We start from the raw sequence: 25,411 nt of genomic DNA on the forward strand, positions 1-25,411 counted from the left end.
CTTTCAGGTCTTGCCGGGGGGGCTGGAACGGGTCTGACTGAAATCCGCACCGCCCCGAGCACCGCGCGGGGCAGAAGGATTGGCGACGAAGAAATCGAGCGAACCGGGGTCGTCCTTGACCCAGTCGGTCACCAACGTGCGGGCCGAAATGCGCCATTCGCCATCGCGGCAGGCGTATTCGTCGACGTAGCGCCCGGCGATAAACAGGTCCCGCACACCGTCGTCTTCGCCAACGGTGCGGTGCCAGGCCTGGAAGTAGCACTCGCCCAGCGCCGTCTCGCCATTCAGCTCGATGCGCACCTGCCCGAGCAGGTGATGCGTGGCATCCATTCCGGCGAGCAGGCCTTGCGCGAAGGTGACGAACTCATCGACGCCGCCTTTCATCAGTCCGCAGTCGATGACTGCATCCCGATGGAAGGCACTCCGCTGCAGGTCCGCGTCGAGCCGGTCGAGCCCGCGCATGTAGCGCTGCACCGCGTCGTTGATGTCCCGGCGTGCTGCAAGGTCGTGGATTTCCGCTTCAAGGTCGAACCTGCTGTCCGCGACCGTTGCCATCGCCAGCCTCTCCTCTTCCCTCAGAAGCTGTACCGGAAGTTCACGCCGTATTCGCGTGGGCTTCCGAGAGATGCGAGCGTGCCGATCCCGGCCAGGCTCAGCTTCTGGTTGAAGTATTTTTCGTTGAAGAGATTGCGCCCATATGCGCCGATTTTCCAGCCCGCATTGTCCGGGCCCCAGTTGATGCTGGCATTGACCAGCTCGACAGGACCGACCCGCTCGATCGGCAGGTTGGTGTAGCTGGTGAACTTGGAACTGGTGTAGCTGTACTGGGCGTTGGTGCTCAGCGTTCCGCCCGCCACCGGCTGCTTCCAGTTCACCCCGAACGATGCATTCCACTTCGGCGAGTTCATCAGGCTGTTGCCGGCATAGGACGCCGGCACCAGTCCGCCCGTCGTGGGGTCGAGCACCTGCGTGTCGTATTCCTTGTACTTGGCGTCGAGGTAGGCGAGCGAGCCGCTGAACGTCAGGCCGTAGACCGGCACCGCAGTCACCTCCAGCTCGAAGCCCTTGGTCCGCGCGCTGCCGGCATTGGCGATCGCGGCCGAGTTGGCACCCGAGGGATAGGTGATGTTCTGCACCACCTGCATGTCGGAATACCAGTTGTAGAACGCGGCCAGGTTCACGCGCAGATGCTTGTCGAGCAGGTCCGCCTTGACGCCGGCCTCAACGGTATCGAGCTTTTCCGGGTTGAACGGCCCGATGTCCTCGGCAACCGCGATGCGTCCGGTGAAACCGCCCGATTTGAAGCCGCGAGCGTAGTAGCCGTAAAGCATCACGTCCGGGTTAACCTTGTAGTCCAGTCCGACTTTCCAACCTACGTTATTCCAGGCCTTCTTGCCGCTCGCGACGATCAGGCTGCCGGGAATGATCGGATCGTTGAACGTAGAGACGCCTGAAGCATTGAAGGTGTTGGCCGTCGTCGAGACCGCGTCGGTCTTCTCATGTGCGTAGCGGATACCCGCCTGCAGGCGCAGGTCAGGCGTGATCTGCTGATAGAGCTGAGCGAAGCCCGAGATCGACCAGTTGGTCTGCTCCTGGGTCTGCGGCTGGCCAAGGCCGGGCAGGAAGCCGTCAAGCTTCCCCTGCTGATCCAGCGTGTAATGCTGGCGGAAATAGTATCCGCCGACGATCAGCCGGGTCGTGTCCGTCAGGTCGACCAGGTCGCGCAGTTCCTGGCTGAACTGGTGATGCTTGATATGGCGATGAGTCTGAAGCCAGACGTTGGTCGTGCCATCATCGTCCGAATAGAGATCGTTGTCATATTCGCGATAGGCGGTGATCGAGGTCAGATCGCCGATGCCGGACGACAGGTTCTGCGTAAGCGTGACGGCATAGGAATCGCGGTCGTTGGCGTCGGGCTGGTCATAGCTGAGCCCGCGCTTGAACGAGAACGGATCGGTCGTCTGGCCCGGAACGTAGAAGAGCTCACCCGGCCCGGCAACGACGACGCCTGTCTGCGAGCCGTTGCGGCTGCGCACGTATTCACCGATCAGTGTCGCGTCGTAATTGTCCCGCTCATACTTCAGATAGCCGCGCAGCGTGGTGATGTTGCGCTCGCCGATGCGGCGGTTGTCCGCGACGTTACGGAAATAGCCGTCCATCGAATTGTGCAGCATCGAGATCTTGCCGGAGAGGTTCTCGGTGATCGGAAAATTGACGGCAGCGTTGAGTTCAAGATGATTGTAGTTGCCGTACACGGCCTCGAACTCGCCTCCGAGTTCGCCGGTCGGCTGCTTTGTCACCACATTGATGACACCACCGGTGGTATTGGCACCGAACAGCGTGCCCTGCGGGCCACGCAGCACTTCCACCCGGTCGATGTCGAACAGCGACAGCAGAGCCGCCGTATTCACGCCGACGACCACGCCATCCACCACGACCGATACCGTCGTTCCGACATAGGGGTCGGCATCGTTCACGCCGACGCCGCGGATCGTGAACACCGCCGAATCCGGCGAGTTCGAGAACGTGTTGATCTGCACGTTCGGGATCGAATTCGACATGTCGGCAATGTTGTTCACCTGCGCTTCCGCAAGCGAGTCGCCGGTAACCGCCGTGACCGAAATCGGCACGTCCTGCTGGCTCTGGGCCTGCTTCTGCGCAGTAACGACAATCTCTTTCAGACCACCGGTATCGGCTTCCTGCGCCGTCTGCTCTTGCGCCAGAGCAGGCGCGGACATGACCATGCAGGTACCCGCAAGCAGGTATGGCAAACGGTTCTTGAATGCGGACGTCATTCCTCAGGTTCTCCCCTCTCCTGGACCGGCCGCATCATTCTTGTGCGGTATACGGCCCCAGCGAGCCGGCCGCAAATAAACCGACTCATCTGCCGGTTTTTATGCTAGCTTATTCTCTTCCGGCCCACCTGCGAATTTGGCTAGGTGGTGCAATGAGTGTGCGGGAGGCGAATCTGGAGTCCATGGAAAACCAGACCACTGCGATACGCGACCGTGTGCTCAGCGCGCTTCAGCCCGATCATCAGGCCGAGCCTCCAGCCAAGTGGCAACAGCGCAAGAGCGCCAAGATGCGCGACCGGCTTGTCTCGGCTGCCGTCGATTGCCTTGTCGAGAGCGGATACCCCGGCCTCACCACAGCAGCAGTCGCCACGCGTTCGGGCGTTTCTCGCGGCGCCATGCATCACCACTTCCCCACGCGCATGGAACTGGTGGCGGCAGTCGTCGATCATGTCGTCTATCACCGGATGCGCACGTTCCTCGCCGACTACTTCGAGGCGGTCGAGAACCGGCAGGGAGAACCGCTGATCGAGCTGGCCTGCGAGGCGCACTGGCGCTCGGTGCAGACCCGCGATTATTCGGCCTGGCTGGAACTCACGGTCGCGGCCCGCACCGACGGCGAGCTGGCCGCGATCTTCCACCCCGCCGCGCGCCGCTACGACGAGGTGTGGACCAGCGAGATGATCGAAGCCTTTCCGCAGTGGCAAGACCACTGGGACCTGCTGAAGCTGGCCAACGATTTCACCAGCGCCATGCACATGGGGATGCTGCTGCATGGCCCCGTGTTCGGATCGGAAGACCGCATGGAACGCCTGCGCCGGTTCGCCGCGCGAACCATGCAGGACCTTTACGAGACGCGCTGATCGCAGAATTCCTTAGCGCTCTCACAAAAGAGAGGTAGCCCGCACCGCCCCTGTCTTCCAGACTTCGGCCTCAAACCAGAATCGAACGGCACCTGATCGACGAGAGGACCGAGGAAAGGACTCCCCATGGCAAACGTGGCAATCACCGGAGCCGGGCGCGGCATTGCGCTCGAACTCGTCAAGCAGCACCTCGCCAAGGGCGACCAGGTGTTTGCCTTGGTGCGTAATCCCGCCGGTGCGGACGCGCTCAATGCGCTCGCGGCAGGGTCGGACGGCAAAGTGACGGTCCATGCGATGGACGTGGCCGACGATGCCTCGGTCAAGGACGGGGCTGCTGACACAGGCGATGCGCCAATCGACATCCTCTACAATGTCGCGGGCGTGCCCGGTCAGGTCGGCCCGGAAATCGAAAGCGCCGATTTCGCCGAATGGAGTGAGGTGTTCAACATCAACATCAACGGCCCTATGCGCACCTTCCAGGCCTTCCTCCCGCGCCTCGGCAAGGGATCGCGCGTCGTCACCTTCGGCAGCCAGGTCGGTGCCTCGACATGGCCTTATCCCGGCTATGAAGCCTATGCCGCGTCAAAGGCCGCCGTGCACCAGCTCATGCATGCAGTGGCACTGGGTGTGGCCGATCGCGGAATTATCGCGATCAGCGTCCACCCCGGCTGGGTGAAAACCGACATGGGTGGCCCCGATGCCGAGCTGACAGTCGAGGAAAGCGCAACCGGCATCCGCACGCTCACCGAAGGGCTGACGCAGGACATGTCCGGCGGCTTCTACAAGTGGAACGGTGAAGTTCACCCACGCTGAGGAGACCGCTGCCATGGCCTTTACCGGACCAGTGGAAGACCGCCTTGCCATCCGCGAACTGATGGACACCCACGCCCACGGCGTGATGTCAAAGGACCCGCAGCTCTGGGGCTCGATCTGGGCCGAGGATGCCTTCTGGGACCTGCCCGAATACCCCGACCTCGGCGGTTTCACCGGCAAGGAAACAATCGTTGCTGCGTGGACCGCATCGATGGAGCGCTACGGTCTCGACGATATGTCGAAGCCGATGATCTACTTCATGCAGCCCGGCTCGATCGAGATCGACGGCGACCATGCGAAGACCGTGGCCTACACCATCGAGATCTTTGACGATCCCGAAACCGGCAAGCGCACCCGCACCACCGGGCGCTACGACGACGAACTGGAAAAGCGCGACGGTCGCTGGCTGTTCACTCGCCGGTCGTACCGGTCGATCCTCAACGATGTGGGCTAAACAAGCCTGCCCGGCCTGAACAGCGAGGCTGCTCAGGCCGGCGGCGGCAAATCGGAAACGCTTTCGGTAACGCTGAAAGTCCGGATACGGCTGCGATCGAACAGCTTCTCTTCGTCCTCGACGATCATGGCCAGGGTTTCCGGATCTCCCAGTGCGGCGAAACAGGCATCGCGCGTGGCCTCGTCCGGAAAGTCGATTTCCATCACGACATCGAAATCGAAATCCTGATCGATCCCGTCGGTCGGCGTCAGATAGCGGCGCACATAACGGGAGGCATACCCGCCGAGCACCTTCTCGCCGATCCGCCGGTGGTTGTTCTCGTAATAGGCGCGGAACGCCTCCCGGCTCATTCCCTCACGGCGCTTGAGCAGAGTTATGACCGTCACGGTCACGCCAGTGCGTCCATCCAGCTCCGGGTCGCTTCAAGCACGGCCTTGGCCCGCAGCGCCGGATGCGAAAAGGCATTGCGCAAGGCCGCACTGCGCAATTCCAGCGAAAGCGGAATGTCCGCAGGCAGGGCTTGCAACAGGGCCGCGAGCGGCAGCACGCCCTCCCCGCACGGTTCACGCAAGTCGATGGCGTCGGTGATCACGGCATCGAAGTCCGCCGGATCGGGCCGCTGCGCGCGGGCATCGCAAAACTGCGCGTAAGGCAGCAGTGTCGGATCGATCGCAGCGATCTGCTCCACGCTCGTGCCAGAGCGGTCCACATGGATCGGGTCGATCAGCACTGCGCGCAGCGGATGGCCTACCCGTTCCAGCACTGCCAAGGCCTGCGTCAGGTTCTTCACTTCGGTGAAGATGCCGAACTCCAGCGCTACCCGCATGCCGGAGCCTTCCGCGTGGCGGCACAACGCCGCCAGCCTGTCCGCCGTGACGCCATGATCGGGATCGGAGGAGACGCACAACACATTCGCCGCGCCCAGTTCCCCGCCGACGTCGATCACCTTGCGATGATCGTCGAGCACGGAATCGGGCTTGATCCAGATGACCTCCACATCGAGCACCGGCATGCCGGTGCGCGCAAGCGCGGCCCGCGTTTCGCGGGTGTCCTGCGCGGTCCATTCCGCCGGATCGACCCACAGGCCTGCCGCGTCGAATCCGGCCGCAGCCGCCGCCTCGACGACATCGACTGCCCCGAATTCGGGAAGGACGCCCGAGGCCAGTGACAGCTTGTGCATGCGCCCTCTCCCGGCCGCGGTTACATCGTCGGTTCAGGCGTGGAGGCGTCGTCTTCCAGATACCAGTTCAGCCATTCGTGGAAGTACTGGTTGCCGCGCTCGTTGCGGCCGAACACGAGATCGTCATGCGCGCCCGATTCCAGACCCTTCTGGATCTGCAGGCCGATGACGTAGTCTTCCTGATAGGTCACGTCGCGGAAGAAGTTCATGGCCCCTTCCACTGCTTCGCGGTCAGCCTCGTCCTTGATAGGATCGCGGCGCAGATAGTTCAGCACCGTGCGGTTCTTGTCAGGCGTCGGCCCGGGGAAAAGCTGAGCCACCTGCGTGATTTCCGGAGCGATGAAGATCGAGACATTGGGGAAGAAAATGCGGACAAAATCGTACCCGTTGTTTTCGCACTTGCCCCAGTCCTCGCGCGGCACATCCTTGAGCTGTTCGGCAATTGTATGCTGCGGAAAGCCGATGCGCATGTTCGGGCCAAAGCCTTCGTAGTGCGTGGTGTTCGAAGGGGTGCGCGGGAAGATCGTGTCGGGGTGAAGCGACTTGAAGTGGTAACCTTCGAGATAGCCGTCGAAGGCGATCTTCCAGTTCGCGCCCTCGATCGTGCGGTTACCGAGGTAGGTCCAGTGGGCAAAGTCCAGCGCCTCGAAATCCTCCAGATAGCCCCGGAAATAGGCATCGAGGTCCATCGGCGCATTGGGCGTCAGGCACACGAAGATCATCCCCGCCCGCTCCTCGCAGGGCAGTTCGCGCAGGCCCAGATCGGACTTGTCGACGTCACCGAAGGTGCTCGCCTCGGCAATGCCGATCAGCTTGCCGTCGGCGCCGTAGGTCCACGAATGGTACTTGCAGGTGAAGCGCGCGCAGTTGCCCTTGCCCTCGGCCACAGGCGCGCCGCGGTGCGAACAGACATTGAGGAAGGCGCGGACCTTGCCCTGCTTGTCGCGGCTGATCAGCACCGGCATGCCGACCGCCTCCATTGCCTTGTAATCGCCGGGATTAGGCATTTCGGCTGTAAAGGCGAGCATCAGCGGCGTGCGCTTGAACACCAGCTCCATCTCTGCCTTGAACTGATCCTTGTCGGTATAGCTGCTCGACGGCACCCGGACCGGCTTGTCAGTCTGGAACGTCTTCTTGTTCTCGACATAGTCGAGCATGATTTCAGCAACATCGCCAAGGTGCTTTACGCGATCCACGGTCTTCTCCCGGATTTGGTTCTGAACCCAAGTCTGGGCGAGCGCGGGTTTGGCGGCAAGCTGAACACAATGCTAGTTCGCTTGGCAATCTTGGCACTTTGGCCAGTTGGCCAACCGCATCAACCAAGGGCAGTCAAGGCAACATGACGGAGAGGAATAGCCCGACCTGGGCATGGCTTGAGATCCCCCCATCGCACCTTGCCGCCTACGCCGGCACGGGCATCTGGGACGAACGCACCATTGCGGAGCAGGCTACGGCACTCGCCAAGGCCGATCCCGGGTTTGTCGCCCTGATCGACAACGGGGTAGAAGTCACGCGCGCGGAGATCGTCGCCGATGCCGAGGCATTGTCGGCAAGCATGCATGCGCGCGGACTACGCCCAGGCGACGTGATCGCCTTCCAGGTGCCAAACTGGCGCGAGGCGATGATCATCAATCTCGCTGCCGCAATGTCGGGCCTCGTCGTCAATCCGATCGTGCCCATCTATCGCGACCATGAAGTCACGCTGATGCTCGGCGACTGCGGCGCCAAGGCGTTCTTCGTGCCTGCGAGCTTCCGCAAGTACGACTTCGCGGCGATGGCGCAACGCATCCGCGCCAACCTGCCCGACCTCGACCACATTTTCACTGTGCGCGGCGAAGGGCCCAGCGACTACGAGGCGCTGCTGGCCGAAGGGCGCGGGATGACCTTCGAGCGTCCCCGCGTCGATCCGCTCGGCGTGAAGATGGTGCTCTACACCTCAGGCACCACCGGGCGCCCCAAGGGCGTGTTGCACAGCCACGTCTCAATCGCGCGGATTCTGCGTGAAAGCGGTGCCTACTGGGGCCTGATGCCCGGCGAAGGGACATTGATGCCCTCGCCGGTAACTCACGTCTCGGGCTATGCCAACGGGCTCGAGGCGCCGTTCATCTGTGGCACCCGCACGGTGCTGATGGAAGCCTGGAACGCGGACGAGGCCCTCGCCCTGATCGACCGCTACAAGCTCGTCGGCACCGTTGCGGCAACACCGTTCCTCGTCGAACTGGCGGCCGCCGCGCGCAGGACGGGCAACCGTCTGCCCAGCTTCCGCTTCTTCGCCTGCGGCGGCGCGGCCGTGCCCAACGACCTGATCCCGGCCGCCAATGCCGCCTTCGATCACTGCCGCGCCTTCCGCGTCTTCGGGGCATCCGAAGTGCCACTGGTGACCTTCGGATGGCCGAACGTGGAAACGCTCGCGGCCACCACGGACGGTGCCATCGTCGACTACGAGGTGCGCATCGTCGATCACGAAGACCGCGACGTGCCCGACGGCCAGGAAGGCGAAATCCTCGCCCGCGGCCCCGGCATGATGCTCGGTTACGCCGACGAGGCGCAGAGCCGCGAGGCGATCACTACCGACGGCTACTTCCGCACCGGCGACCTCGGTGTCCGCACGCCCGACAAGGCGATCACCATTACCGGCCGCAAGAAGGACCTGATCATCCGCGGCGGCGAGAACATCTCCGCCAAGGAGATCGAGGACGTGCTCCATGCGCACCCCAACGTGCGCGAGGCCGCCGTGGTCGCCATGCCGCACGAACGGCTGGGTGAAGGCGTATGCGCCTATATCCTCGCTGACGGACACGTGCCCTCGCCGCAGGATCTGGCTGCGCACGTCGCCACGTCAGGTCTGGCGAAGCAGAAGATTCCGGAGCGGTTCGAGTACCGCGACGACCTGCCGCGCACCGCCTCGGGCAAGGTCCGCAAGGACATGCTCCGCGCGGATGTGAAGGCACTGGTGGAGAAGGCGGCGGGCTGATTCTTCAAGGCAACGTAATCCCGGCAAAGGCCGGCACGACGGGGGACGAACGACAAGCCACGCCCCCCTATTGACCCGTATGGACCTGGATCAGACCTAACCCCAGTTCGCTCCCGCTGCGTGCGCCCCGGCGCGGCGGCCGAAGTAGCTGCCCGGCCCGAGGCTGAGCCCGCTCGCATAGGCCTTGCCGGTGCGCGGGATATGCGCGGCGCTGGCACCGACCACATAGAGGCCGGGAATGGCATTCGACTTGAGGTCGAGCGCGCGACCCACTTCGTCGGTCTTGATGCCGCCCAGCGTGATGAACAGGTAGCTCGACTTGTCGAAGCTGATGTCGAAGGCTGCGAACGCCCCCTGATTCAGCGGCTTGATCCAGTCCGGATGCTTGTGGAAGCGCGTGTCCACGCCCTTCTCGGCATCGGCATTGTAAGCCGCCATGGTACGCACCAGCGAGCCTGCGGGCAGGTCGAGCCCGGCCTCCATTTCCTCGACCGTCTCCCAGCCGTCGACCAGCGTGTGATTGCTGAACGGGTTCTCCGGATAGGCGAAGATTTCCTCGTCGAGGATCAGGTAGGCGGTCTGCCCCGGCTGCTCCATCACGAAGTTCGCGAGACGGCCGTGATAGACATCCTCGGCCACGAAACGCTCGCCGTTGCGATTGACGATGATGCCCTTGATGAGCTGCGCGGGCGGATAGATCGAGGCAGTCGGGATCACTCCGTCCATCGCCACTGCATGGGCGCCTGCGGACATGCCGAGACGCACGCCCGCGCCGTCGTTGCTCGGGATCGCCAGCGGTTCGCTGGTCTCGCTCAGCAGCGGCAAATGTTCCTTCAGCAGCGGCTCGCACAGGTTGTGGCTGCCGCAGGCGATGATCACCCCGCGACGGGCCTTCACGAAGAACGTGCCCGTCGTCTGCTTGACCTCGACGCCCACCACACGGCCATCATCGTCCTTCACCAGCGCGATCACGGCGCTGTCGTAGATCGCAGCGATGCCCTCGTCCTCGCAGCGCTGGAGCAGCGGCTGCATGCCGGCCGCCCCCGCATTTTCGCCCGCACCTGCCACCTTGTGGCCGCGCGGTGCAGGCTTCGCTGCCTCGCGGTAGGGCCAGGCCTTCTCGTTACCGGTCCACATCAGGCAAGTCGTATCGAGGAGGAACACAGCCTTGCCCCCGAAATAAGTGCGCTCGAACGGGACGCCCTGCGCTTCCAGCCAGTCGAAATGCGCCTTGCTGTCGCGGCAGAAGGCAAGCGTCGCGTTGGGATCAAGCGGATCGCAGCAGGCCATCAGGAAGGCGGCCATCTCATCGGCATTGTCCTCGTAGCCCGCCGCTTCCTGCACTGCCGTGCCGCCGCCAAGGTAGAAGATGCCCGAAGACATCGCGCTGGCCCCGCCGCCGCCCGAGGCGCGCTCGACGATCAGCACATCCGCACCGGCCCGGTGCGCTTCGAGTGCCGCGCAGGTTCCCGCGACGCCCTGACCGGCCACGACGACATCGACCTCGCGCTCCCAGCCGGGAACGTCGGAAGCCAGCACGACATCGGGAATTTCAGCGGCACTCATTGTGTTCAGCCCTCCATCGCCGCGGCAACGGCGGCATCGATTTCACTCTTCATCGGATTGCGGCGCAGCGTCAGACCGCCGTTCACCTGCAGGTTCTCGCCCGTCATGAAGCACTCGTCGCTGGCAAGAAACACGGCAGCCGCCGCGATATCGTCTGACGTGCCTATCCGCCCCAGCGGGTATCCGGCGAGGAACGCGTCGAACAGACCCGGCACCTGCTTGGCATCGGAGGTCATCGGCGTGTCAGTGAGTCCCGGCGAGATCGAATTCGCCCGCACCCCTTCCGCGCCGAACTCGTGCGCGACACAACGGATAACGTGATCGGCCCCGGCCTTGGTGCCCATGTAGGCGGCGTGGTCGTTGAGCATGATCGTCGCGGTGGCGGAACTGATCTGGATGATCGAGCCCCCCTGCCCACCAGCCGAGCGCATCATCTTGCGCACCATGGCCTGATAGAAATGGAAAGGCCCGACGTACTGCAGCATCGTCATCGCCATCAGTTCGTCATGCGTGGTTTCGAGGAACGGCTTGAGCAGGCCCCAGCCGGTGGCATTGATGGCGATATCGAATCCACCCAGCTTCTGCCCAGCTTCGTCTGCGAAGGCATCGACGCTGACCTGGTCGGTCAGGTCACAAGTGGCCCATTCGCAGTCATGCTGCGCAGCAAAATCCTGCAGCACACTTTCCTTGCGCCCGGAGACAAGCACCGCCGCGCCTTCATCGAGAAAGCGCTTCGCGATGTGCTGTCCCATGTTGTCAGGGCTGCTGGCTCCCAGAATGACGGCGCGCTTTCCCTGCAGGCGTCCCATATCTCTCTCCTCGGGTTCTCTTGTCCGAAAGAGAGCTAGCACGCGCACCGCGCCGTTATTCCTGATCAAAAGTGTAGTGGCCCGCATGGCCCGCACCGGCGAAGAGAGACATTCGCAAGGAAGCCGGAACCCGATTCCGGCAAGTGGCAGAGGAACTGATCACATGGATCTCGGACTGAAGGGCAAGAAAGCCATTCTGGTAGGCGCCAACGGCGGCATCGGCCGCGTGGTGGCCAAGACGCTCGCCGGCGAAGGCTGCGCCGTCGCGATTTGCGGCCGCTCGCAAGGCAAGGTTGATATCGTCGCCTCCGAACTCGCCGCCGCCGGCGTTCCGCACTATACCGAAGCGCTCGACGTGACCGATGCCGAAGCCGTGCCCGCCTTCGTCGAGAAGGCCGCAGGCGAACTGGGCGGCTGCGACATCTTCATCAGCTTCACGTCAATCAACCCCGGCGAGGATACCGACGCGGCCTGGGAAACGGTCCTCAAGACCGACATCCTGCCGATGCGCCGTGGCATTGCTGCAGCCAAGCCCTATCTCATCGCCTCCGACGACGGCTCGATCGTGTGCATGAGCTCAACCGGAGCCGTCGAGGAATTCATGGGCGTGCAGCCCTACAACGCACTCAAGGCCGCCGTGATCAACTACAGCGCCGCGCTCTCTCAGTCGCTGGCAGCCGAAGGCATCCGCGCCAACTGCATCACCCCCGGCCCGGTCTGGACCGACGACGGCCCCTGGCCGCAGATCAAGGAGGCCGCGCCCGAATTCTTCGACTCGATCGTCGCCCAGATCCCGGCCGGCCGCATGACCACCGGCGAGGAACTGGCCAAGGCGATCGTCTTCACCGCCTCGCCGGCCTGCAAGGCGATGACCGGCACCAACATCGTGATCGACGGCGCCTTCACCAAGCGCGTGCAGTTCTGATCATCTGAAATCCCACCCTTATAAAGGGTTCTTTGGCGGCGGACCTTCGAGCAAGGGTCCGCCGCTCTTTTTTTGCGTTGATGGCGCCCGATCAAAAAAGGCATGTTTGCCTGTTACTTGCACTTACCCCGCTATTTCCCTGCACTTCCTAGTCAAAATAATAGGGCAAAAAGGTCATTTTCTTGACCTCGATCAAGCGCCCGAACGCCGTTTATGAGATTTCCTTTCCAACGAAAACGGAGAGGTACGAATGGCTGATTTCGATTCTCGCGATGGCTTCCATCCCGCCCGCTGCCCCGGCCCCGGCTGGGAGGAAATTCTCGCTGCAGACGACATCGCACCGCCTGATTTCGTGGCGCAGGATCACTATCAGTACCTCGGCTCCGAAGCGATCGATGCGAAACGCTATTACGATCCGGAATTCTTCGCCCTCGAGAAGGAGCGCATGTGGCCACGCGTGTGGCAGTTCGCCGCGCGCGAGGAAGACCTGCCCGAACCGGGTGACTACGTTACTTATGAGAACGCCGGCCGTTCCTACCTCATCGTTCGGCAGGACGACGGCGATGTCAGGGCGTTCCATAACGTCTGCCTTCACCGCGGACGCAAGCTCGCGACCGGCAGCGGCAATGCCGAGCAGTTTCTCTGCCCCTTCCACGGCTTTTCGTGGAACCCGGACGGACAACTGCGCAACATTCCCTGCCGCTGGGACTTCGGCCACCTGACCGACGAGAAGATGAAACTTCCGCAGGCCAGCGTGGGCCGCTGGCAGGGCTACATCTTCGTGCGCGAAAGCGATGAAGGTCCGACGCTGGAGGAATTCCTCAGTCCCCTGCCCGAATACTTCAAGCGCTGGAAGCACGATGAATGCGTGACTGTCGCCTGGGTCGGCAAGGTCGTGAAGGCGAACTGGAAGATCACCATGGAAGCCTTCATGGAAAGCTACCACGCCTACGTCACCCACCCGCAACTGCTGCCGTTCACAGGCGATGCCAATGCGGCCTATCACGTGCTCTCCGACCATGTGAACGTGAACTACACGCCCTTCGGCGTGGTCAGCCCGCACATGAGCGACAAGAAGTTTTCGGAACAGTGGATCATCGAGGAGTTCGGCAAGTACAACGGCCGCTCCGCCGACAACTACGACGCCGAGGACGATGCCGGTGCGGTTTCCGTGCCCGATGGCCAGACGGCCCGTCAGGCGCTGGGCGCGGCCATGCGCAAGACTTCGCAGAAAATGTTCGGCGGCGACTATTCCGAGGTCTCCGAAAGCGAACTGCTCGACGCGCTGGTGTTCAACGTGTTCCCGAACTTCGCGCCCTGGGGCGGGTTCATGCCCAACATCGTCTACCGCTGGCGCCCCTGGCCCGATCAGGACCACTGCCTGATGGAAGTGCGCGTGATCGCCCGCGTGCCCGAAGGCCAGCCCCGCCCCGCCGGTGTCCCCATGCACATGCTCGGCGAGGACGAAGACTGGTCCGACGCCCCCGAACTCGGCGTGCTGGGTGGCGTGGTCGATCAGGACATGAGCAACATGGAACTGACCCACGAGGGCCTCAAGGCCTCGAAGAACCAGCGCGTCGAACTGGGCGACTATCAGGAAGTGCGCATCCGCCACCTCCACCAGACGCTCGACAAGTACCTCGCCGACTGAAGGAGCCCCCTGACATGACCGAGAACTACGGAAAGTACGGCGACGCAGCGGAGCGGATGCTCAATTTCGTTGAGACCCGCACCACAGATCAGGCACCCGACGTGTTTCAGGTACCCGTCACCAACTACCTCGACGAGGCCCGTTGGGAGCGCGAGAAGGAGCGCATCTTCAAGCGCCTGCCGCTGATGCTGGCGCTCACCATCGAGCTGCCGAAGGTGAACGATTACAAGGCGATGGACGTGATGGGCCTGCCGGTCGTCATCACCCGTGCCAAAGACGGCAAGGCCCGCGCCTTCCTCAACGTGTGCAAGCACCGCGCCGCTCACCTCGCGCCCGAAGGCCGGGGCAACTGCAAGGCCTTCGCCTGCCCGTACCACGGGTGGACCTACGCCAACGACGGCAAGCTGATGGGCATTGCCGAGGCCAGCACTTTCGGTGACGTCGACCGTTCTACCCTGAACATGACCGAGCTGCCCTGCGACGAAGTCGCCGGCATGATCTTCGTGATCCTGACCCCGGGCCTGGAGATCGATGCCAGGGCATGGCTCGGCGACATGTACGAGTACTTCGCCGACCTGAAGCTGGAAGAGTGGTACTACCACAAGAGCAAGGTCATGACCGGTGCCAACTGGAAGGTCGCCTACGATGGCTATCTCGAAGGCTACCACTTCCAGGCCGCGCACACCGAGACCGTCGCTACGCGTTCGCCTTCGAACCGGGCGATCTTCGAGGGACACGGTCCGCATATCCTGATCGGTTTCCCGCAGAACGCGATCACCCGGCTGCATGACCTGCCACGCGAGGACTGGGGCAAGCAGGAGAACAACGGCTACGACTTCATCCGCATGCTGTTCCCCAACTTCGCGTTGTTCCTTGCGCCGGAGATGTGTCAGTTCGCGCAGCTCTTCCCGGGAAAGAAGGCGAACGAGAACGTCACCGTGATGAACTACGTCTTCCCGAAGAAGCCTGAGACGGAAGAAGCCATGAAGGCGCTCGACGAGATGAGCGACTTCTTCTTCAACGTGGTGGAGGAGGAAGACTACTTCCTTGGCCTCAAGGTGCAGAACGGCCTCGAAAGCGGCGCCATGACCCATCAGGTCTTCGGCCGAAACGAGCCGGGCAACCAGTTCTTCCACAAGTGGGTGGACTACTACCTCGACGAGACCGGCCAGACACCCGCGCCAGTCATGAAGGGGTAGGTACGGCTTTCAATGACTCTCCCAACGGGGGCGGCGGTGCAACCCGCCGCCCCTTCGTTTTATGCGGGACGGTTGTTGCTGCGGCCCGCCGCCGAGAGCGCAGCCAGATAACCGAATGTCGCGGCAGAGGCGATTGTCGCCCCCGCGCCGGGATAGGATCGCGCAAAGGGTGAGCCGCTCCCGTTTCCGGCGGCGTAGAGCCCCACGATCGGCTGATCATTGCCATCAAGGACACGCGCGTTCTGGTCGGTCTTGAGGCCGCCGTTCGTACCCAGATCACCGGGCCGCACAACGGCGGCCCAGTAGGGTGGATGGACGATCTCGCCCAGACTGGCATTGGGACGGTGCCCCGGATCGGCCCAGTAGCGATCGTAGACGGAATCGCCGCGCCCGAAATCGCTGTCCTTGCCGCTGGCTGCAAAGCCATTGAACCGCGTTACCGTCGCGTCGAGCGCGGCCGGATCAATCCCGCATTCCCTTGCCAGATCGGGAATGGTCGGGGCCTGCTTGAGATAACCATTCGCCATCATCTGCTGGCGAATGGCTTTCTGCGAGAGTTCGGCGAAGATGTAGCGTTTCAGGAACTTGCCATCCATGATCATCCAGTGGCGCTCATCGCCCGCGCCATGGTCGTACATCGCCTTGCCGGTGGTCATGTAGGATCGCGCCTCGTTCATGTAGCGCTGGCCCTTCGCATTAACGATGATGCTGCCGGGCAGCGCCCGTAATCCCAGGGCAAGGCCGTTCTGCTCGGGCGTCACCTGGATCGACGGCATCCACCAGCAGTCGTCCGTCAGTTCGGTCGCCGCCCCCACGCCGGTGGCGATCTGGAAGGCATCGCCCTCGTCTTCGGGAATGGCATTTGTCCAGACCTGATCGCGGTCCTGCAGTTGCTTGCGCAGCGCGGTGTTGCGCGCGAACCCGCCAGCGGCGAGCAGGACACCCGCCGGCGCTTCCAGCCGCTCGCGCCTGCCGCCGCTTTCGACCACTACGCCCGACACCTGTCCATGCTCGACGATAAGGTCGACCAGCCGCGTGGAGAGACGCACCGGAATCTTGCGCGCCAAAACGATCTCCATCAGCGCGGCAGCGAGTGCGCGTCCGTTACCGAGCGGCTTTTGTCCCAGCCATGTGCGGACCTTGTGGCCCGCCGCCGTCCGGGCCGCGTCGAGCAACAGACCCGGACTTGTCCAGGCGCGCGTGAGCGATCCGAACTGGCCGCTGTTGATGGCCGGCAGATCAAGCTCCGCCAGACGCATGGTCCGGAAGCGCTCGCCCAGACGGCGCCCGTCGAACCGTGCCGATTCCATCGTGCGGCCAACGCCACTGCCCGGCACGTCCGGGTAGTAGTCGGGATGATCGGTGGTGCGGAACCAGCGGAAGCCCTCATCCGTCAGCATCCGCGCCATTTGCGGCGCGCTTTCCAGAAAGGCGTCCGCCTTTGATGTTGCCCGCTCGTCAGCGCCCGCACCAATCAGGTTATGGAGATAGGTTCTGGCACTTTCCGCCGTATCCTGCGCACCCTGCTCGATCATCAGATCATTGCAGGGAATCCAGAGCACGCCTCCGGACGTGGCCGTCGTCCCGCCCCAGACATCCGCCTTTTCGATGATGAGCGGCCTCAGTCCGTTCCGGCTGGCGGCAATGGCCCCGACCAGCCCCGCCGCACCACTACCCACCACGATGAAATCAAACGCGCCTTCGGACATCCACCATTCCCGGTTCTGCTATAGTTCCGGGCAAAAGTGATACGCAGGGAAACAGGGCCCGACGCCTCTGACATTTGGCAGGTGAGCGGGTCGCGGCAACGTTCCCGTTGTCCGTTCAATGCCGGACCATGGCCTCGCAATCGACCCACAGGCCGTTTCCGGAGACGAAACGCGCATCCTCGCTGGACAGGAACGCCAGGACGTCCGCGATGTCTTCCGGCGTTCCGAGACGGCGGAGCGGCGCCTTGTTCTCCCAGAACATCCTGTATTCCCGGATTTGCTCGAAGGCCGGCGCGGTCATGGGGGTGGCAATGACGCCGGGCTGGACGCATGTGGCCGTGACGCCGAACGGGCCGAGTTCGGCCGCAACCGACTTCGTGAAGCCCAGCACCGCATGCTTGGAAGCGGAATAGGCGCTCAGACCTTCGTCGCCATACGTCGAAGTAGTCGAACCGATCGTGACGATCCGCCTTGCTCCGTGTGCCTTGAAGTACGGTGTGGCCTCCCTCACCAGCCGGAACACCGCGACCAGATTCACCTCCAGCACGCGAAGAAGGTAGGCATCGTCATGCCCTTCGAGGGGATGAAACGCGCTGATCCCGGCGCAGGGCACCACCGTGTCCAGCCCGCCCATCGCGTCCGCCGCCTCGACGAAACCGGCCAGACGCCAGCCCCGTTCATGATGGGGTAAATCCGGCTTTCAATGGCTCTCCCAACGGGGGCGGCGGTGCAAATTGCCGCGCCTATTTCCGTTATCATCTCGAGCGCCACGCCTTGAGATGATAACGGCAGGCTCAGACGCGCTCTTCGTACGCCCAGAACTGCGATCTGGCATGGTCGATGAAGTTGCGCTCGTCCTCCAGCGCCCCTTGCGCCACGTCATCCCGCGAAAGCTGTTTCACCAGCGCGTCAAGACTGGGGAAATGCACCTCGACGACACCATCAAGCGTTGAAGGCGGCAAACCACAGGCGTCTGCCAGAGCCAGTGTAGCGTCCGGATCGGCGTGCAGCTGATGATAGGTGTATGGCGGAATCAACCGCCGCCCGTAATCGGCGTGGTGATTCAGCCAGTAATCCTGAAATGCCGCCAGGCTCAGGGCTTCCAATCGCCGCAGACCGAAATAAAGCCGCACCTTGTCGCGCCCCGGCAATATCGCGTGGCGCGTAAACGCAAGCACGCTGCTGGCAGCGCGGTCCGTTGCGCTATCGAGAGCCGCGATGATCCCCGGCGCATCGCGTTCCGGACAGGTCACCAGCACGTCCGGCAGGTCTGCAGCCATCGTGCCGGCATGTGCCAGCGCGGGCAATGCAGTCGCCGGGCAGCAAACAGCCAGCTGGCAGCCCGATGTCAGGACTTCCGCGACCCGTCCCGCGTCGGCCCCCTTCAGCATCACCAGAGCTTCGGCCATCAGTGCCGCGCCATGACCCCGCCATCGACCCAAAGGCCGTGGCCGGATACGAAACGCGCGTCCTCGCTGCACAGAAACGCCACGACATCGGCGATGTCTTCCGGTGTCCCCAGACGGCGCAGCGGCGCCTTGTTTTCCCAGAAGGTCTTGTATTCGGGCATCTGCTCGAAGGCAGGCGCAGTCATGGGAGTGGCAATGGCACCGGGCTGGACGCAGGTAGCCGTGACACCGAACGGGCCGAGTTCCGCCGCAACCGACTTGGTGAAGCCGAGCACCGCATGCTTCGATGCCGAATAGGCGCTCAGCCCTTCGTCGCCATACGTGGAGGTGGTCGAACCGATCGTGACGATCCGCCCGGCCCCGTGCGCCTTGAGGTGCGGCGTAGCTTCGCGAACCAGTCGGAACACCGCGACCAGATTCACCTCCAGCACGCGAAGAAAGTAGGCATCGTCATGCCCTTCGAGGGGATGAAACGCGCTGATCCCAGCGCAGGGCACCACCGTGTCCAGCCCGCCCATCGCGTCCGCCGCCGCCTTGACGAGATCGGCGTTGGCGTCCGGCCCCGTCAGGTCCGCGGTAAAGTCCACTTCCCCCTGCACATCGGCGGTGAAGACCTGTGCGCCGTCCTTCCTCAGCCGTTCGGCAACCGCAGCGCCGATGCCGGAACCTGCGCCCGTGACGATGGCCCGGCGGCCTTGCAGCCGGCCACTCATGCAATCTTCAACACGAGCTTGCCGGTGTTCGCCCCGGTGAACAGGCGCATGAAGGCGGCATAGGCGTTCTCCAGCCCTTCCTGCACGTCCTCGTCCATGCGCAGCTTTCCTTCGGCCAGCCACTGCGCCATCTGCATCCCGCCCTCGGCGAAGCGGTCCGCATAGTCGGCGATCAGGAACCCGTGGATCGTGGCGCGGCGGGCGAGCACCTGCCACAGGTTGCGCAGGCCGACCTTTTCAGGCGAATTGTATTCGCTGATAAGGCCGCACAGAACGATGCGGGCATGATGTGCGAGATTGAAGACTTCGGCCTCCATCACCGCCCCACCCACGTTCTCGAACACCATGTTCACCCCGTCCGGCGCTGCCTCGGCAATCGCGGCAATGAGCGCGTCGTGGTCCTTGCCCTTGTAGTCGATCGCCGCGTCGAACCCGTAGTCCTCGATCAGGCGGCGGCATTTCTCAGCGCCGCCTGCGATCCCGACCACCCGGCATCCCTTGATCTTGCCTATCTGCCCGACCGCCGACCCCACGGCCCCGGCAGCACCGGACACCAGCAGGGTCTCGCCTGGCTGCGGCTTCGCCACTTCGAGCAGGCCGAAGTAGGCGGTCAGGCCAACCGCGCCGAGCGCGGAGAGATAGCTGGACGGCGACGGTACAGCGTTGACATCGATGGGCATCGTGAAACCGCCGGGCATCGCGACCGAATAGTCCTCCAGCCCGTTCAATCCCATGACCCACTGGCCTACGGCAAAGTCCGGGTTGTCCGAAGCATGGACTACACCGACGGTGGTCGCGCGCACAGGATCGCCCAGCGCGATCGGCGGCATGTAGCTCTCGGCATCGTCCATCCACCCGCGCTGCGCGGGATCGAGCGAAGCGTAATGGTTGCGAACGACGATGCCGCCCGGTGGCGGCGCCGGAATCTCGCTGCTCTCCAGCCTGAAATCCGCTTCCACGGGAGTGCCATCCGGCCTGCGTACAAGCAGGAAGCGCCGGTTCTCGGCCATAATCGTCCTCTCCAAAGTGTTGCCGTTTTACCTCGGCATTCGGGGCCGTTGGCGCACCTGATCATAGTGGCAGGTCATGTTAGGCGCCAAAGCGTTGCATAACGCTGGTGCAAACAGAAACGGCCACGAAAAATTCGGGCCGTAAGGGAGGATTTCTGATGGCATCCGCACGTCTACGCGGAGCGCTGATTGTTGCGCTCACCACCACCGCATTCACCGGCTTTGCCGCTCCGGCCTTCGCGCAGGATGAGGCCGCCGATACGGCTGCCGTCGATCCGAACGAGATCATCGTTTCAGCCCGCCGCCGTTCAGAAACCCTGCAGGAAACGCCGATCGCGATCACCGCCGTCAGCGCGGCGATGCTGGAAAACAAGGCATCGGCCAATATCGGCGACCTTCAGGGCGCAGCCCCGGGCCTGCTGATCACGCAACAGAACTCGGGCGCGCAGGCCGCCAACATCTCGATCCGCGGCCTGACCTATGCCGACATCGAGAAGTCGCAGACGCCAACCGTGGGCGTGGTCGTCGATGGCGTTACCATCGGCACCAACACCGGCCAGTTGCAGGACGCCTTCGATATCGCGCAGATCGAAGTGCTGCGTGGCCCGCAGGGCACGCTGTTCGGCGCCAACACCATCGGCGGCGTCATCAACATCACCCGCACCAAGCCGACCATGGAACCGGGCGTGAAGGCCGAATTCACCTACGGCCGCTGGAACACCTGGGCCGCCAAGGCGATCCTCAACTACGGCGACGGCGAGAACTGGGGCATCAAGGCGTGGTACTTCCACAACGAGACCGACGGTTTCTATCACAACGTCACCCGTGACACGAACGCGGGCTGGAGCAAGGGTGACAGCTACGGCGCCAGCGTGTTGTTCCAGCCGGTGGGCTCCGATTTCGATGCGCAACTGACCGTCGAGAACGTCGTGCAGAAGTTCGACCCGGTCGTCAGCAATCTGGCCAACAGCACCGAAGTCTTCTGCCTTTATGAGCCGGCCGTTGAGTGCAACCGCAACAACACCACCGATCTCTACACGACCTTCGGTGACGCAGCGAGCAGCAAGTACAACGCACCTGATGCCACGCTCAGCATGAACTACGACCTGGGCGGCGTGAAGCTGACCTCGATCACCGGCTGGCGCCACAGCAAGGAAGCACAGACGCAGGACTTCGACGGTTCCTCGACCGACCTCTACTATGTGGACCGCCGCCAGCATTATACCCAGTGGAGCCAGGAACTGCGCGCCGCCGGCAACCTGTTCGACGGTTTCGACTACGTCGTAGGCGGCTTCTACTTCCACTCGAAGTACGACCTGACCCAGTGGAGCCGCGTGTTCGGCTTCGACTCGTCGACCCCGCCCACGCTGTTCGACGCCAATGCCCAGCACGTGGAAGGCAAGACGACCAGTTACGCGTTCTTCGGCGACTTCAACTGGGCCTTCGCAGACAATTGGCGCCTCTCCTTCGGCGGCCGCTTCAGCCACGACAAGAAGCAGCTGTGGAACGGCTTTGCGCCGGGCGTGCTGGTCTCGCCCAGCGATGTCACGCGCAGCGCCTTTGCCGAAGTGGGCTCGGGTAATGCTAGCTTCAACAAGTTCACCCCCAAGATCGGCATCGACTTCCGTCCCAATCCCGACACCATGCTCTACGCGAGCTGGTCGCGCGGATACCGTTCGGGCGGTTTCAGCCCGCGTGCGGCGACGGCAGAAGCGGCCAGCACGCCGTTCCAGCCAGAGACGGTGGACGCCTATGAAATCGGCGCAAAGCTGGCGCTGTTCGACCGCAAGCTGGAGATCAACCTTGCCGGTTACGTCTCCGACTACAAGAACATGCAGCAGAACCTGACGATCCCGGGTGGGCCGACCGGCAACCAGACGATCACCGGCAACGTGCCCGGCGGCGCGATCATCAAGGGTATCGAGATGGACAGCACGCTGCGCGTGACCCACAACTTCACCCTGACCGGTTCGCTTGCCTACATGAAGTCGCATTTCCGCAACTTCGTCACCTGTGGCGCCTATGCGGGGACCCTGTCGACGGCCACCTCCTGTGACGCTTCGGCCGGTCTCGTGCCGTTCAACTATTCGGCCAACCGCCTGATCTACGCCCCCAAGTTCACGGCCTCGATCAATGCCGACTACACCGTCCCGACGAGCTTCGGCAAAGTCGTGGCTACAGCAGGCTGGCGCCATATCAGCCCCTACGACGAGCAGATTTCGCAGGCTTCGCTGACCACGGTGTCCGACGGCACCGGCATCTCCGAAGTCATCGTGAACGGCAACGATCCGCGCGTACGCACCACCGTGCAGGACCTGATCGACGCGAGCCTGACGGCCAACTTCGACCTGGGTGACAAGGAAGCCTATGTGCGCGTCTTTGGCCGCAATCTCGCCAATGAGAAGACCACGACCCACGCCTTCACGGTGGCCGGTCTCTGGTCCTTCGGCATGGCGCTCGAGCCGCGCACGTACGGTGTGACGGTCGGCTTCAAGTACTGACCCGGCCGGGCCCGGCTGCTGAAGGGCCCAGTCCGGTTCCAAGGGGGTGTGCGGCTTTTCCCTCGCCGCACACCTCTTTCTTTTTGACCAAACCGAAAATGACCAAGGAGCAAGCAGATGGGCCGTCTCGAAGGTAAGATCACGCTGGTAACCGGTGCGGGGAACGCGCGGGGACTGGGTGCTGCAACCGCGCAGCGCTTTGCCGAGGAAGGGGCCTTCGTCTATCTTACCGATCTCGATGCGGCAGGCGCGGAAGAGGTCGCGCAGGGTATTCGCCAAGCGGGCGGCGCAGCCGAGGCCCTCGTCCATGACGTGACCAGCGAAGCCGCGTGGGACACCGTTTTCGCAGTGATCGAAAAGGGCCACGGGCGGCTCGATGTGCTGGTGAACAATGCCGGCATAGCGGTTCTGAAGCCCCTGACGATGCTGACCGCTGCCGATTGGGAAAAGCAGAACAAGGTCAACCTGGACAGCGTGTTCCATGGCACTAAGCGGGCCGTGGAACTGATGCGCAGGATCGGTCATGGCGGATCGATCATCAACATGTCGTCGATCGGCGGGCTGGTGGGCGTTCCGGCCTGTGCGGCCTATGGCGCGGCCAAGGGCGGCGTGCGCATCTTCTCCAAGGTCGTGGCGATGGAATGCGCGGCCGAGGGCATTCGCTGCAATTCGGTTCACCCCGGCATGATTGAAACCGCGATGCAGGATGTCGCCCGGCGTGACAATCCCGACGGCTTCAAGGAGATCGTGGCGAGCGTGCCGATGAAGCGGCTGGGCACGCCGCTCGACATCGCCAACATGAATCTGTTCCTGGCGTCCGACGAGGCAAACTACATCACCGGCGCCGAATTCACGGTTGATGGCGGCGTGACAGCGATGTGATGGCTCAGGTGGGGGGCGCCGTCCAGCGCACGGCGTTCTCCACCAGCCGCCGGTAGTTCGGGTTGTCGTAAGCGGACGCTCCGTCACCCGGTTGCAGGTAGACGAGGCGGCTGTTTGCCACCTGCCGCGTCCACCCAATGAGATCGCTGCCCGGCGGATGATCCCATCCATCGCGCGCATACATCCTGCCCTGCACGGCAAGCTCCGCCGAATAGAAATGCTCGCGCGTGAACGGCATGCCGGCACGCAGCAGCGGCGTGACATCATCAGCGAAGACTTGCGCCAGATAAGGCTCATCGGTCAGCGTGAAGCGCTTCGGCAGACCTGCCGTCACCGGGTGTTCGGCCAGCACTTCCGCCTCGTAGGTGACATCGTGGGCATAGCCACTGTCGGGCACAGGAACCCCGCGCACCATGCCGGGATGGTAGAGGAACTGGCCACCCAGCCACTCGTGATACGCGCCCCATGTAGGCCATCCGGCCAGCGCATGATGCAGCGCGACCACGCCCTTGCCTGCCTCAAACAGCGCAGCCATTCCCAGCGCCAGATCCTGAGGTGGTTCGAGATAGACCGGAGCGCCCTCCTCCGCCTCGAAATCGAGACCGGGCATGTCGTAAAGCACCAGCACATCGAAGCCGCGCATCCCGTCCGGGTTCATCAGCCGCGCGGCAACTGGCTGATCGACCATCGTCGCGCTGATCCCGTCCATCGCCTGGAACATCGCGTCGAACGCCGTGCGGTCAAACGGATGGCCGCGTACCGCCACCAGGCACTGCAGCGGAGCACGATGGCGGATGATCGGCATCAGAGCTTCACGATCACTTTGCCGATGTTCTTGCCCGTCAACATGCGCTCATAGGCGGTGAGGACGTTCTCGATCCCCTGCGTCTCGTCGAATGCCATCGTCAGCTTCCCGGCATCGAGCCATTCGCGCAGCTGCGGCATGAATTCGGCGCCGCGTTCCAGGAAATCCGGGATAAAAAACCCTTCCACCCGCAGGCGGCGCATCAGGATCTGGTCGAAGCGCGCAGGACCCGGCATCGGGGCATCGGTGTCATACCCCGCTACCATGCCGCAGATCGCCACGCGCCCGTAATGCGCCATGTTCGGCAGCACTGCGTCGAGAATCGGCCCGCCGACATTGTCGAAGAAGGCGTTGATGCCCCCTTCGATAGTCCCCAGCCGGGCTTCGACATCCTCGCTGCGATAGTCGATCGCCATGTCGATGCCGATCTCGTCAGTCAGGAAGCGGCATTTGTCGGGGCCACCGGCGATGCCAACGACCTTCGCCCCCAGAAGACGGCCGATCTGACAGGCCAGGCTGCCCGTCGCACCGGCGGCGGCCGAAACGGCAAGCCACTCCCCCGCCTTGACTGCAGCGACTTCCTTCACTCCGACATAAGCCGTCCATGCGTTCATGCCGAGGGCGCCGAAATGCTGGCGGGGATCGGATACGGAGCCATCGACCACTTCGAGCCCGGCCAGAGCGGGCACGACAACGGCCTGTTCCGCCCACTGCCCGAAACCCCGGACCATGGCCCCCACCGGAAACGCCGGATCTGTGGTTTCGGACACACGGCCGAGCACCAGACCGACCATTTTCGACCCGAGCGGCAACGGCGGCTGGTAACCATCGGTGCGGGGGCTCATCCACATGCGGGTACCCGCGTCCATCGAAAGCCATTGCACTGCGATGCGCACTTCATCGGGCTGCAGCTCCGCCTGCGCTTCATCGCACAAGGACAGCGCCCGTTCGAAATGGGTATTGCCATCAGGATGGCGATCAAGGCGCCAGTAGCGACAACCAGTCATACAACTCTCCTCGACTGTCAGTCGTCGCGCGCCAACCCAGCTGCGCCACCTATCAATTTTGCTAGCCCTAACAGTTTGCACAGGCCCTCATGAGCCACACCGGCGCGTAGGGGGCAGCGCAACAACGTATTCAAATGGGAGGTTTTCTG

Annotated in this window: 23 protein-coding genes; 9 read left to right on the top strand and 14 right to left on the bottom strand. The window is 63.3% G+C overall.

Annotated features, from left to right (window positions below):
- Positions 1-3: 3 nt before the first annotated feature.
- Together MTR64_RS09235 and MTR64_RS09240 are read right to left on the bottom strand one after the other, a co-directional pair.
- Positions 4-555, bottom strand: a complete 552-nt coding sequence (locus tag MTR64_RS09235) for a nuclear transport factor 2 family protein (RefSeq protein ID WP_243993077.1) — start codon at positions 553-555, stop codon at positions 4-6.
- Positions 556-575: 20 nt separating this feature from the next.
- A complete protein-coding gene (locus MTR64_RS09240) occupies positions 576-2,795 on the bottom strand; it encodes a TonB-dependent receptor (RefSeq protein WP_243993079.1) in 2,220 nt (739 codons plus the stop codon).
- 182 nt (positions 2,796-2,977) lie between these two features.
- Between MTR64_RS09240 and MTR64_RS09245 the strand changes: the two genes are divergently transcribed.
- The 3 genes from MTR64_RS09245 (at position 2,978) to MTR64_RS09255 (ending at position 4,922) form a co-directional block, all read left to right on the top strand.
- A complete protein-coding gene (locus tag MTR64_RS09245) occupies positions 2,978-3,655 on the top strand; it encodes a TetR/AcrR family transcriptional regulator (protein ID WP_243993081.1) in 678 nt (225 codons plus the stop codon).
- A gap of 126 nt (positions 3,656-3,781) precedes the next feature.
- Positions 3,782-4,468 carry an SDR family oxidoreductase gene (locus MTR64_RS09250; RefSeq protein WP_243993083.1) on the top strand — a complete coding sequence of 229 codons (687 nt, stop codon included), beginning with the start codon at positions 3,782-3,784 and terminating at the stop codon, positions 4,466-4,468.
- Positions 4,469-4,481: 13 nt separating this feature from the next.
- On the top strand, positions 4,482-4,922 hold the full coding sequence (locus MTR64_RS09255; RefSeq protein ID WP_243993085.1) for a nuclear transport factor 2 family protein: 441 nt from the start codon (positions 4,482-4,484) through the stop codon (positions 4,920-4,922).
- Between the two features lie 32 nt (positions 4,923-4,954).
- Here MTR64_RS09255 and MTR64_RS09260 read toward each other — a convergent pair whose 3' ends face one another.
- From MTR64_RS09260 to MTR64_RS09270, 3 genes are read right to left on the bottom strand one after another with little or no spacing between them, the layout of a single operon-like run.
- Complete coding sequence (locus MTR64_RS09260) at positions 4,955-5,308, bottom strand: EthD domain-containing protein (protein WP_243993087.1); 354 nt, start codon at positions 5,306-5,308, stop codon at positions 4,955-4,957.
- A gap of 2 nt (positions 5,309-5,310) precedes the next feature.
- Complete coding sequence (locus MTR64_RS09265) at positions 5,311-6,102, bottom strand: sugar phosphate isomerase/epimerase family protein (protein ID WP_243993090.1); 792 nt, start codon at positions 6,100-6,102, stop codon at positions 5,311-5,313.
- 20 nt (positions 6,103-6,122) lie between these two features.
- The gene (locus MTR64_RS09270) at positions 6,123-7,298 is read right to left on the bottom strand and encodes an aromatic ring-hydroxylating oxygenase subunit alpha (protein ID WP_243993092.1); all 1,176 of its coding nucleotides are present in this window, start codon (positions 7,296-7,298) and stop codon (positions 6,123-6,125) included.
- Between the two features lie 143 nt (positions 7,299-7,441).
- On the opposite strand from MTR64_RS09270, the gene MTR64_RS09275 reads away from it, so the two are divergent.
- Positions 7,442-9,076 carry an AMP-binding protein gene (locus tag MTR64_RS09275; RefSeq protein WP_243993093.1) on the top strand — a complete coding sequence of 545 codons (1,635 nt, stop codon included), beginning with the start codon at positions 7,442-7,444 and terminating at the stop codon, positions 9,074-9,076.
- Between the two features lie 96 nt (positions 9,077-9,172).
- On the opposite strand, the gene MTR64_RS09280 is transcribed toward MTR64_RS09275, so the two are convergent.
- Both MTR64_RS09280 and MTR64_RS09285 read right to left on the bottom strand, forming a co-directional pair.
- Positions 9,173-10,642, bottom strand: a complete 1,470-nt coding sequence (locus tag MTR64_RS09280) for an FAD-dependent oxidoreductase (RefSeq protein ID WP_243993095.1) — start codon at positions 10,640-10,642, stop codon at positions 9,173-9,175.
- A gap of 5 nt (positions 10,643-10,647) precedes the next feature.
- Entirely contained in the window at positions 10,648-11,451 is an 804-nt protein-coding gene (locus tag MTR64_RS09285) for an SDR family NAD(P)-dependent oxidoreductase (RefSeq protein WP_243993097.1), read from the bottom strand.
- 163 nt (positions 11,452-11,614) lie between these two features.
- On the opposite strand from MTR64_RS09285, the gene MTR64_RS09290 reads away from it, so the two are divergent.
- The 3 genes from MTR64_RS09290 (at position 11,615) to MTR64_RS09300 (ending at position 15,226) form a co-directional block, all read left to right on the top strand.
- Positions 11,615-12,376, top strand: a complete 762-nt coding sequence (locus MTR64_RS09290; protein WP_243993099.1) for an SDR family NAD(P)-dependent oxidoreductase — start codon at positions 11,615-11,617, stop codon at positions 12,374-12,376.
- 250 nt (positions 12,377-12,626) lie between these two features.
- Positions 12,627-14,027 carry an aromatic ring-hydroxylating oxygenase subunit alpha gene (locus MTR64_RS09295; protein ID WP_243993101.1) on the top strand — a complete coding sequence of 467 codons (1,401 nt, stop codon included), beginning with the start codon at positions 12,627-12,629 and terminating at the stop codon, positions 14,025-14,027.
- A 14-nt stretch (positions 14,028-14,041) separates the two neighbouring features.
- Positions 14,042-15,226, top strand: a complete 1,185-nt coding sequence (locus tag MTR64_RS09300; protein WP_243993103.1) for an aromatic ring-hydroxylating oxygenase subunit alpha — start codon at positions 14,042-14,044, stop codon at positions 15,224-15,226.
- Between the two features lie 59 nt (positions 15,227-15,285).
- Here the strand turns inward: MTR64_RS09300 and MTR64_RS09305 are convergent, their stop codons facing one another.
- From MTR64_RS09305 to MTR64_RS09325, 5 genes are all read right to left on the bottom strand, one after another.
- The gene (locus MTR64_RS09305) at positions 15,286-16,935 is read right to left on the bottom strand and encodes an FAD-dependent oxidoreductase (protein ID WP_243993105.1); all 1,650 of its coding nucleotides are present in this window, start codon (positions 16,933-16,935) and stop codon (positions 15,286-15,288) included.
- A 115-nt stretch (positions 16,936-17,050) separates the two neighbouring features.
- A complete protein-coding gene (locus tag MTR64_RS09310; protein WP_268740843.1) occupies positions 17,051-17,599 on the bottom strand; it encodes an SDR family NAD(P)-dependent oxidoreductase in 549 nt (182 codons plus the stop codon).
- A gap of 130 nt (positions 17,600-17,729) precedes the next feature.
- Complete coding sequence (locus MTR64_RS09315; RefSeq protein WP_243993109.1) at positions 17,730-18,344, bottom strand: EthD domain-containing protein; 615 nt, start codon at positions 18,342-18,344, stop codon at positions 17,730-17,732.
- Positions 18,344-19,057, bottom strand: a complete 714-nt coding sequence (locus MTR64_RS09320) for an SDR family NAD(P)-dependent oxidoreductase (RefSeq protein ID WP_243993111.1) — start codon at positions 19,055-19,057, stop codon at positions 18,344-18,346. The genes MTR64_RS09315 and MTR64_RS09320 overlap by 1 nt, the downstream gene beginning before the upstream one ends.
- Positions 19,054-20,067, bottom strand: a complete 1,014-nt coding sequence (locus MTR64_RS09325; protein WP_243993113.1) for an NADP-dependent oxidoreductase — start codon at positions 20,065-20,067, stop codon at positions 19,054-19,056. The genes MTR64_RS09320 and MTR64_RS09325 overlap by 4 nt, the downstream gene beginning before the upstream one ends.
- 158 nt (positions 20,068-20,225) lie before the next feature.
- Between MTR64_RS09325 and MTR64_RS09330 the strand changes: the two genes are divergently transcribed.
- A complete protein-coding gene (locus MTR64_RS09330; RefSeq protein ID WP_243993115.1) occupies positions 20,226-22,568 on the top strand; it encodes a TonB-dependent receptor in 2,343 nt (780 codons plus the stop codon).
- Between the two features lie 117 nt (positions 22,569-22,685).
- Entirely contained in the window at positions 22,686-23,450 is a 765-nt protein-coding gene (locus tag MTR64_RS09335; RefSeq protein WP_243993117.1) for an SDR family NAD(P)-dependent oxidoreductase, read from the top strand.
- A 4-nt stretch (positions 23,451-23,454) separates the two neighbouring features.
- Here MTR64_RS09335 and MTR64_RS09340 read toward each other — a convergent pair whose 3' ends face one another.
- On the bottom strand, positions 23,455-24,255 hold the full coding sequence (locus MTR64_RS09340; RefSeq protein WP_243993119.1) for a ThuA domain-containing protein: 801 nt from the start codon (positions 24,253-24,255) through the stop codon (positions 23,455-23,457).
- Positions 24,255-25,262 (bottom strand): NADP-dependent oxidoreductase, encoded by a 1,008-nt coding sequence (locus MTR64_RS09345; RefSeq protein ID WP_243993122.1) that lies wholly within the window; start codon positions 25,260-25,262, stop codon positions 24,255-24,257. The genes MTR64_RS09340 and MTR64_RS09345 overlap by 1 nt, the downstream gene beginning before the upstream one ends.
- Positions 25,263-25,411: the final 149 nt, after the last annotated feature.

The organism is Novosphingobium album (ex Hu et al. 2023), assembly GCF_022832385.1.
Taxonomy (GTDB): Bacteria; Pseudomonadota; Alphaproteobacteria; order Sphingomonadales; family Sphingomonadaceae; genus Novosphingobium; species Novosphingobium album.

What these genes read in the sequence shown, in the direction of transcription:
- MTR64_RS09235 (WP_243993077.1), bottom strand. Translation starts at nt 555, where the DNA reads ATGGCAACGGTCGCGGACAGCAGGTTCGACCTTGAAGCGGAAATCCAC.
- MTR64_RS09265 (WP_243993090.1), bottom strand. Translation starts at nt 6,102, where the DNA reads ATGCACAAGCTGTCACTGGCCTCGGGCGTCCTTCCCGAATTCGGGGCA.
- MTR64_RS09250 (WP_243993083.1), top strand. Translation starts at nt 3,782, where the DNA reads ATGGCAAACGTGGCAATCACCGGAGCCGGGCGCGGCATTGCGCTCGAA.
- MTR64_RS09330 (WP_243993115.1), top strand. Translation starts at nt 20,226, where the DNA reads ATGGCATCCGCACGTCTACGCGGAGCGCTGATTGTTGCGCTCACCACC.
- MTR64_RS09245 (WP_243993081.1), top strand. Translation starts at nt 2,978, where the DNA reads ATGGAAAACCAGACCACTGCGATACGCGACCGTGTGCTCAGCGCGCTT.
- MTR64_RS09255 (WP_243993085.1), top strand. Translation starts at nt 4,482, where the DNA reads ATGGCCTTTACCGGACCAGTGGAAGACCGCCTTGCCATCCGCGAACTG.
- MTR64_RS09280 (WP_243993095.1), bottom strand. Translation starts at nt 10,642, where the DNA reads ATGAGTGCCGCTGAAATTCCCGATGTCGTGCTGGCTTCCGACGTTCCC.
- MTR64_RS09285 (WP_243993097.1), bottom strand. Translation starts at nt 11,451, where the DNA reads ATGGGACGCCTGCAGGGAAAGCGCGCCGTCATTCTGGGAGCCAGCAGC.
- MTR64_RS09320 (WP_243993111.1), bottom strand. Translation starts at nt 19,057, where the DNA reads ATGAGTGGCCGGCTGCAAGGCCGCCGGGCCATCGTCACGGGCGCAGGT.
- MTR64_RS09295 (WP_243993101.1), top strand. Translation starts at nt 12,627, where the DNA reads ATGGCTGATTTCGATTCTCGCGATGGCTTCCATCCCGCCCGCTGCCCC.
- MTR64_RS09345 (WP_243993122.1), bottom strand. Translation starts at nt 25,262, where the DNA reads ATGACTGGTTGTCGCTACTGGCGCCTTGATCGCCATCCTGATGGCAAT.
- MTR64_RS09305 (WP_243993105.1), bottom strand. Translation starts at nt 16,935, where the DNA reads ATGTCCGAAGGCGCGTTTGATTTCATCGTGGTGGGTAGTGGTGCGGCG.
- MTR64_RS09325 (WP_243993113.1), bottom strand. Translation starts at nt 20,067, where the DNA reads ATGGCCGAGAACCGGCGCTTCCTGCTTGTACGCAGGCCGGATGGCACT.
- MTR64_RS09240 (WP_243993079.1), bottom strand. Translation starts at nt 2,795, where the DNA reads ATGACGTCCGCATTCAAGAACCGTTTGCCATACCTGCTTGCGGGTACC.
- MTR64_RS09300 (WP_243993103.1), top strand. Translation starts at nt 14,042, where the DNA reads ATGACCGAGAACTACGGAAAGTACGGCGACGCAGCGGAGCGGATGCTC.
- MTR64_RS09275 (WP_243993093.1), top strand. Translation starts at nt 7,442, where the DNA reads ATGACGGAGAGGAATAGCCCGACCTGGGCATGGCTTGAGATCCCCCCA.
- MTR64_RS09290 (WP_243993099.1), top strand. Translation starts at nt 11,615, where the DNA reads ATGGATCTCGGACTGAAGGGCAAGAAAGCCATTCTGGTAGGCGCCAAC.
- MTR64_RS09315 (WP_243993109.1), bottom strand. Translation starts at nt 18,344, where the DNA reads ATGGCCGAAGCTCTGGTGATGCTGAAGGGGGCCGACGCGGGACGGGTC.
- MTR64_RS09335 (WP_243993117.1), top strand. Translation starts at nt 22,686, where the DNA reads ATGGGCCGTCTCGAAGGTAAGATCACGCTGGTAACCGGTGCGGGGAAC.
- MTR64_RS09340 (WP_243993119.1), bottom strand. Translation starts at nt 24,255, where the DNA reads ATGCCGATCATCCGCCATCGTGCTCCGCTGCAGTGCCTGGTGGCGGTA.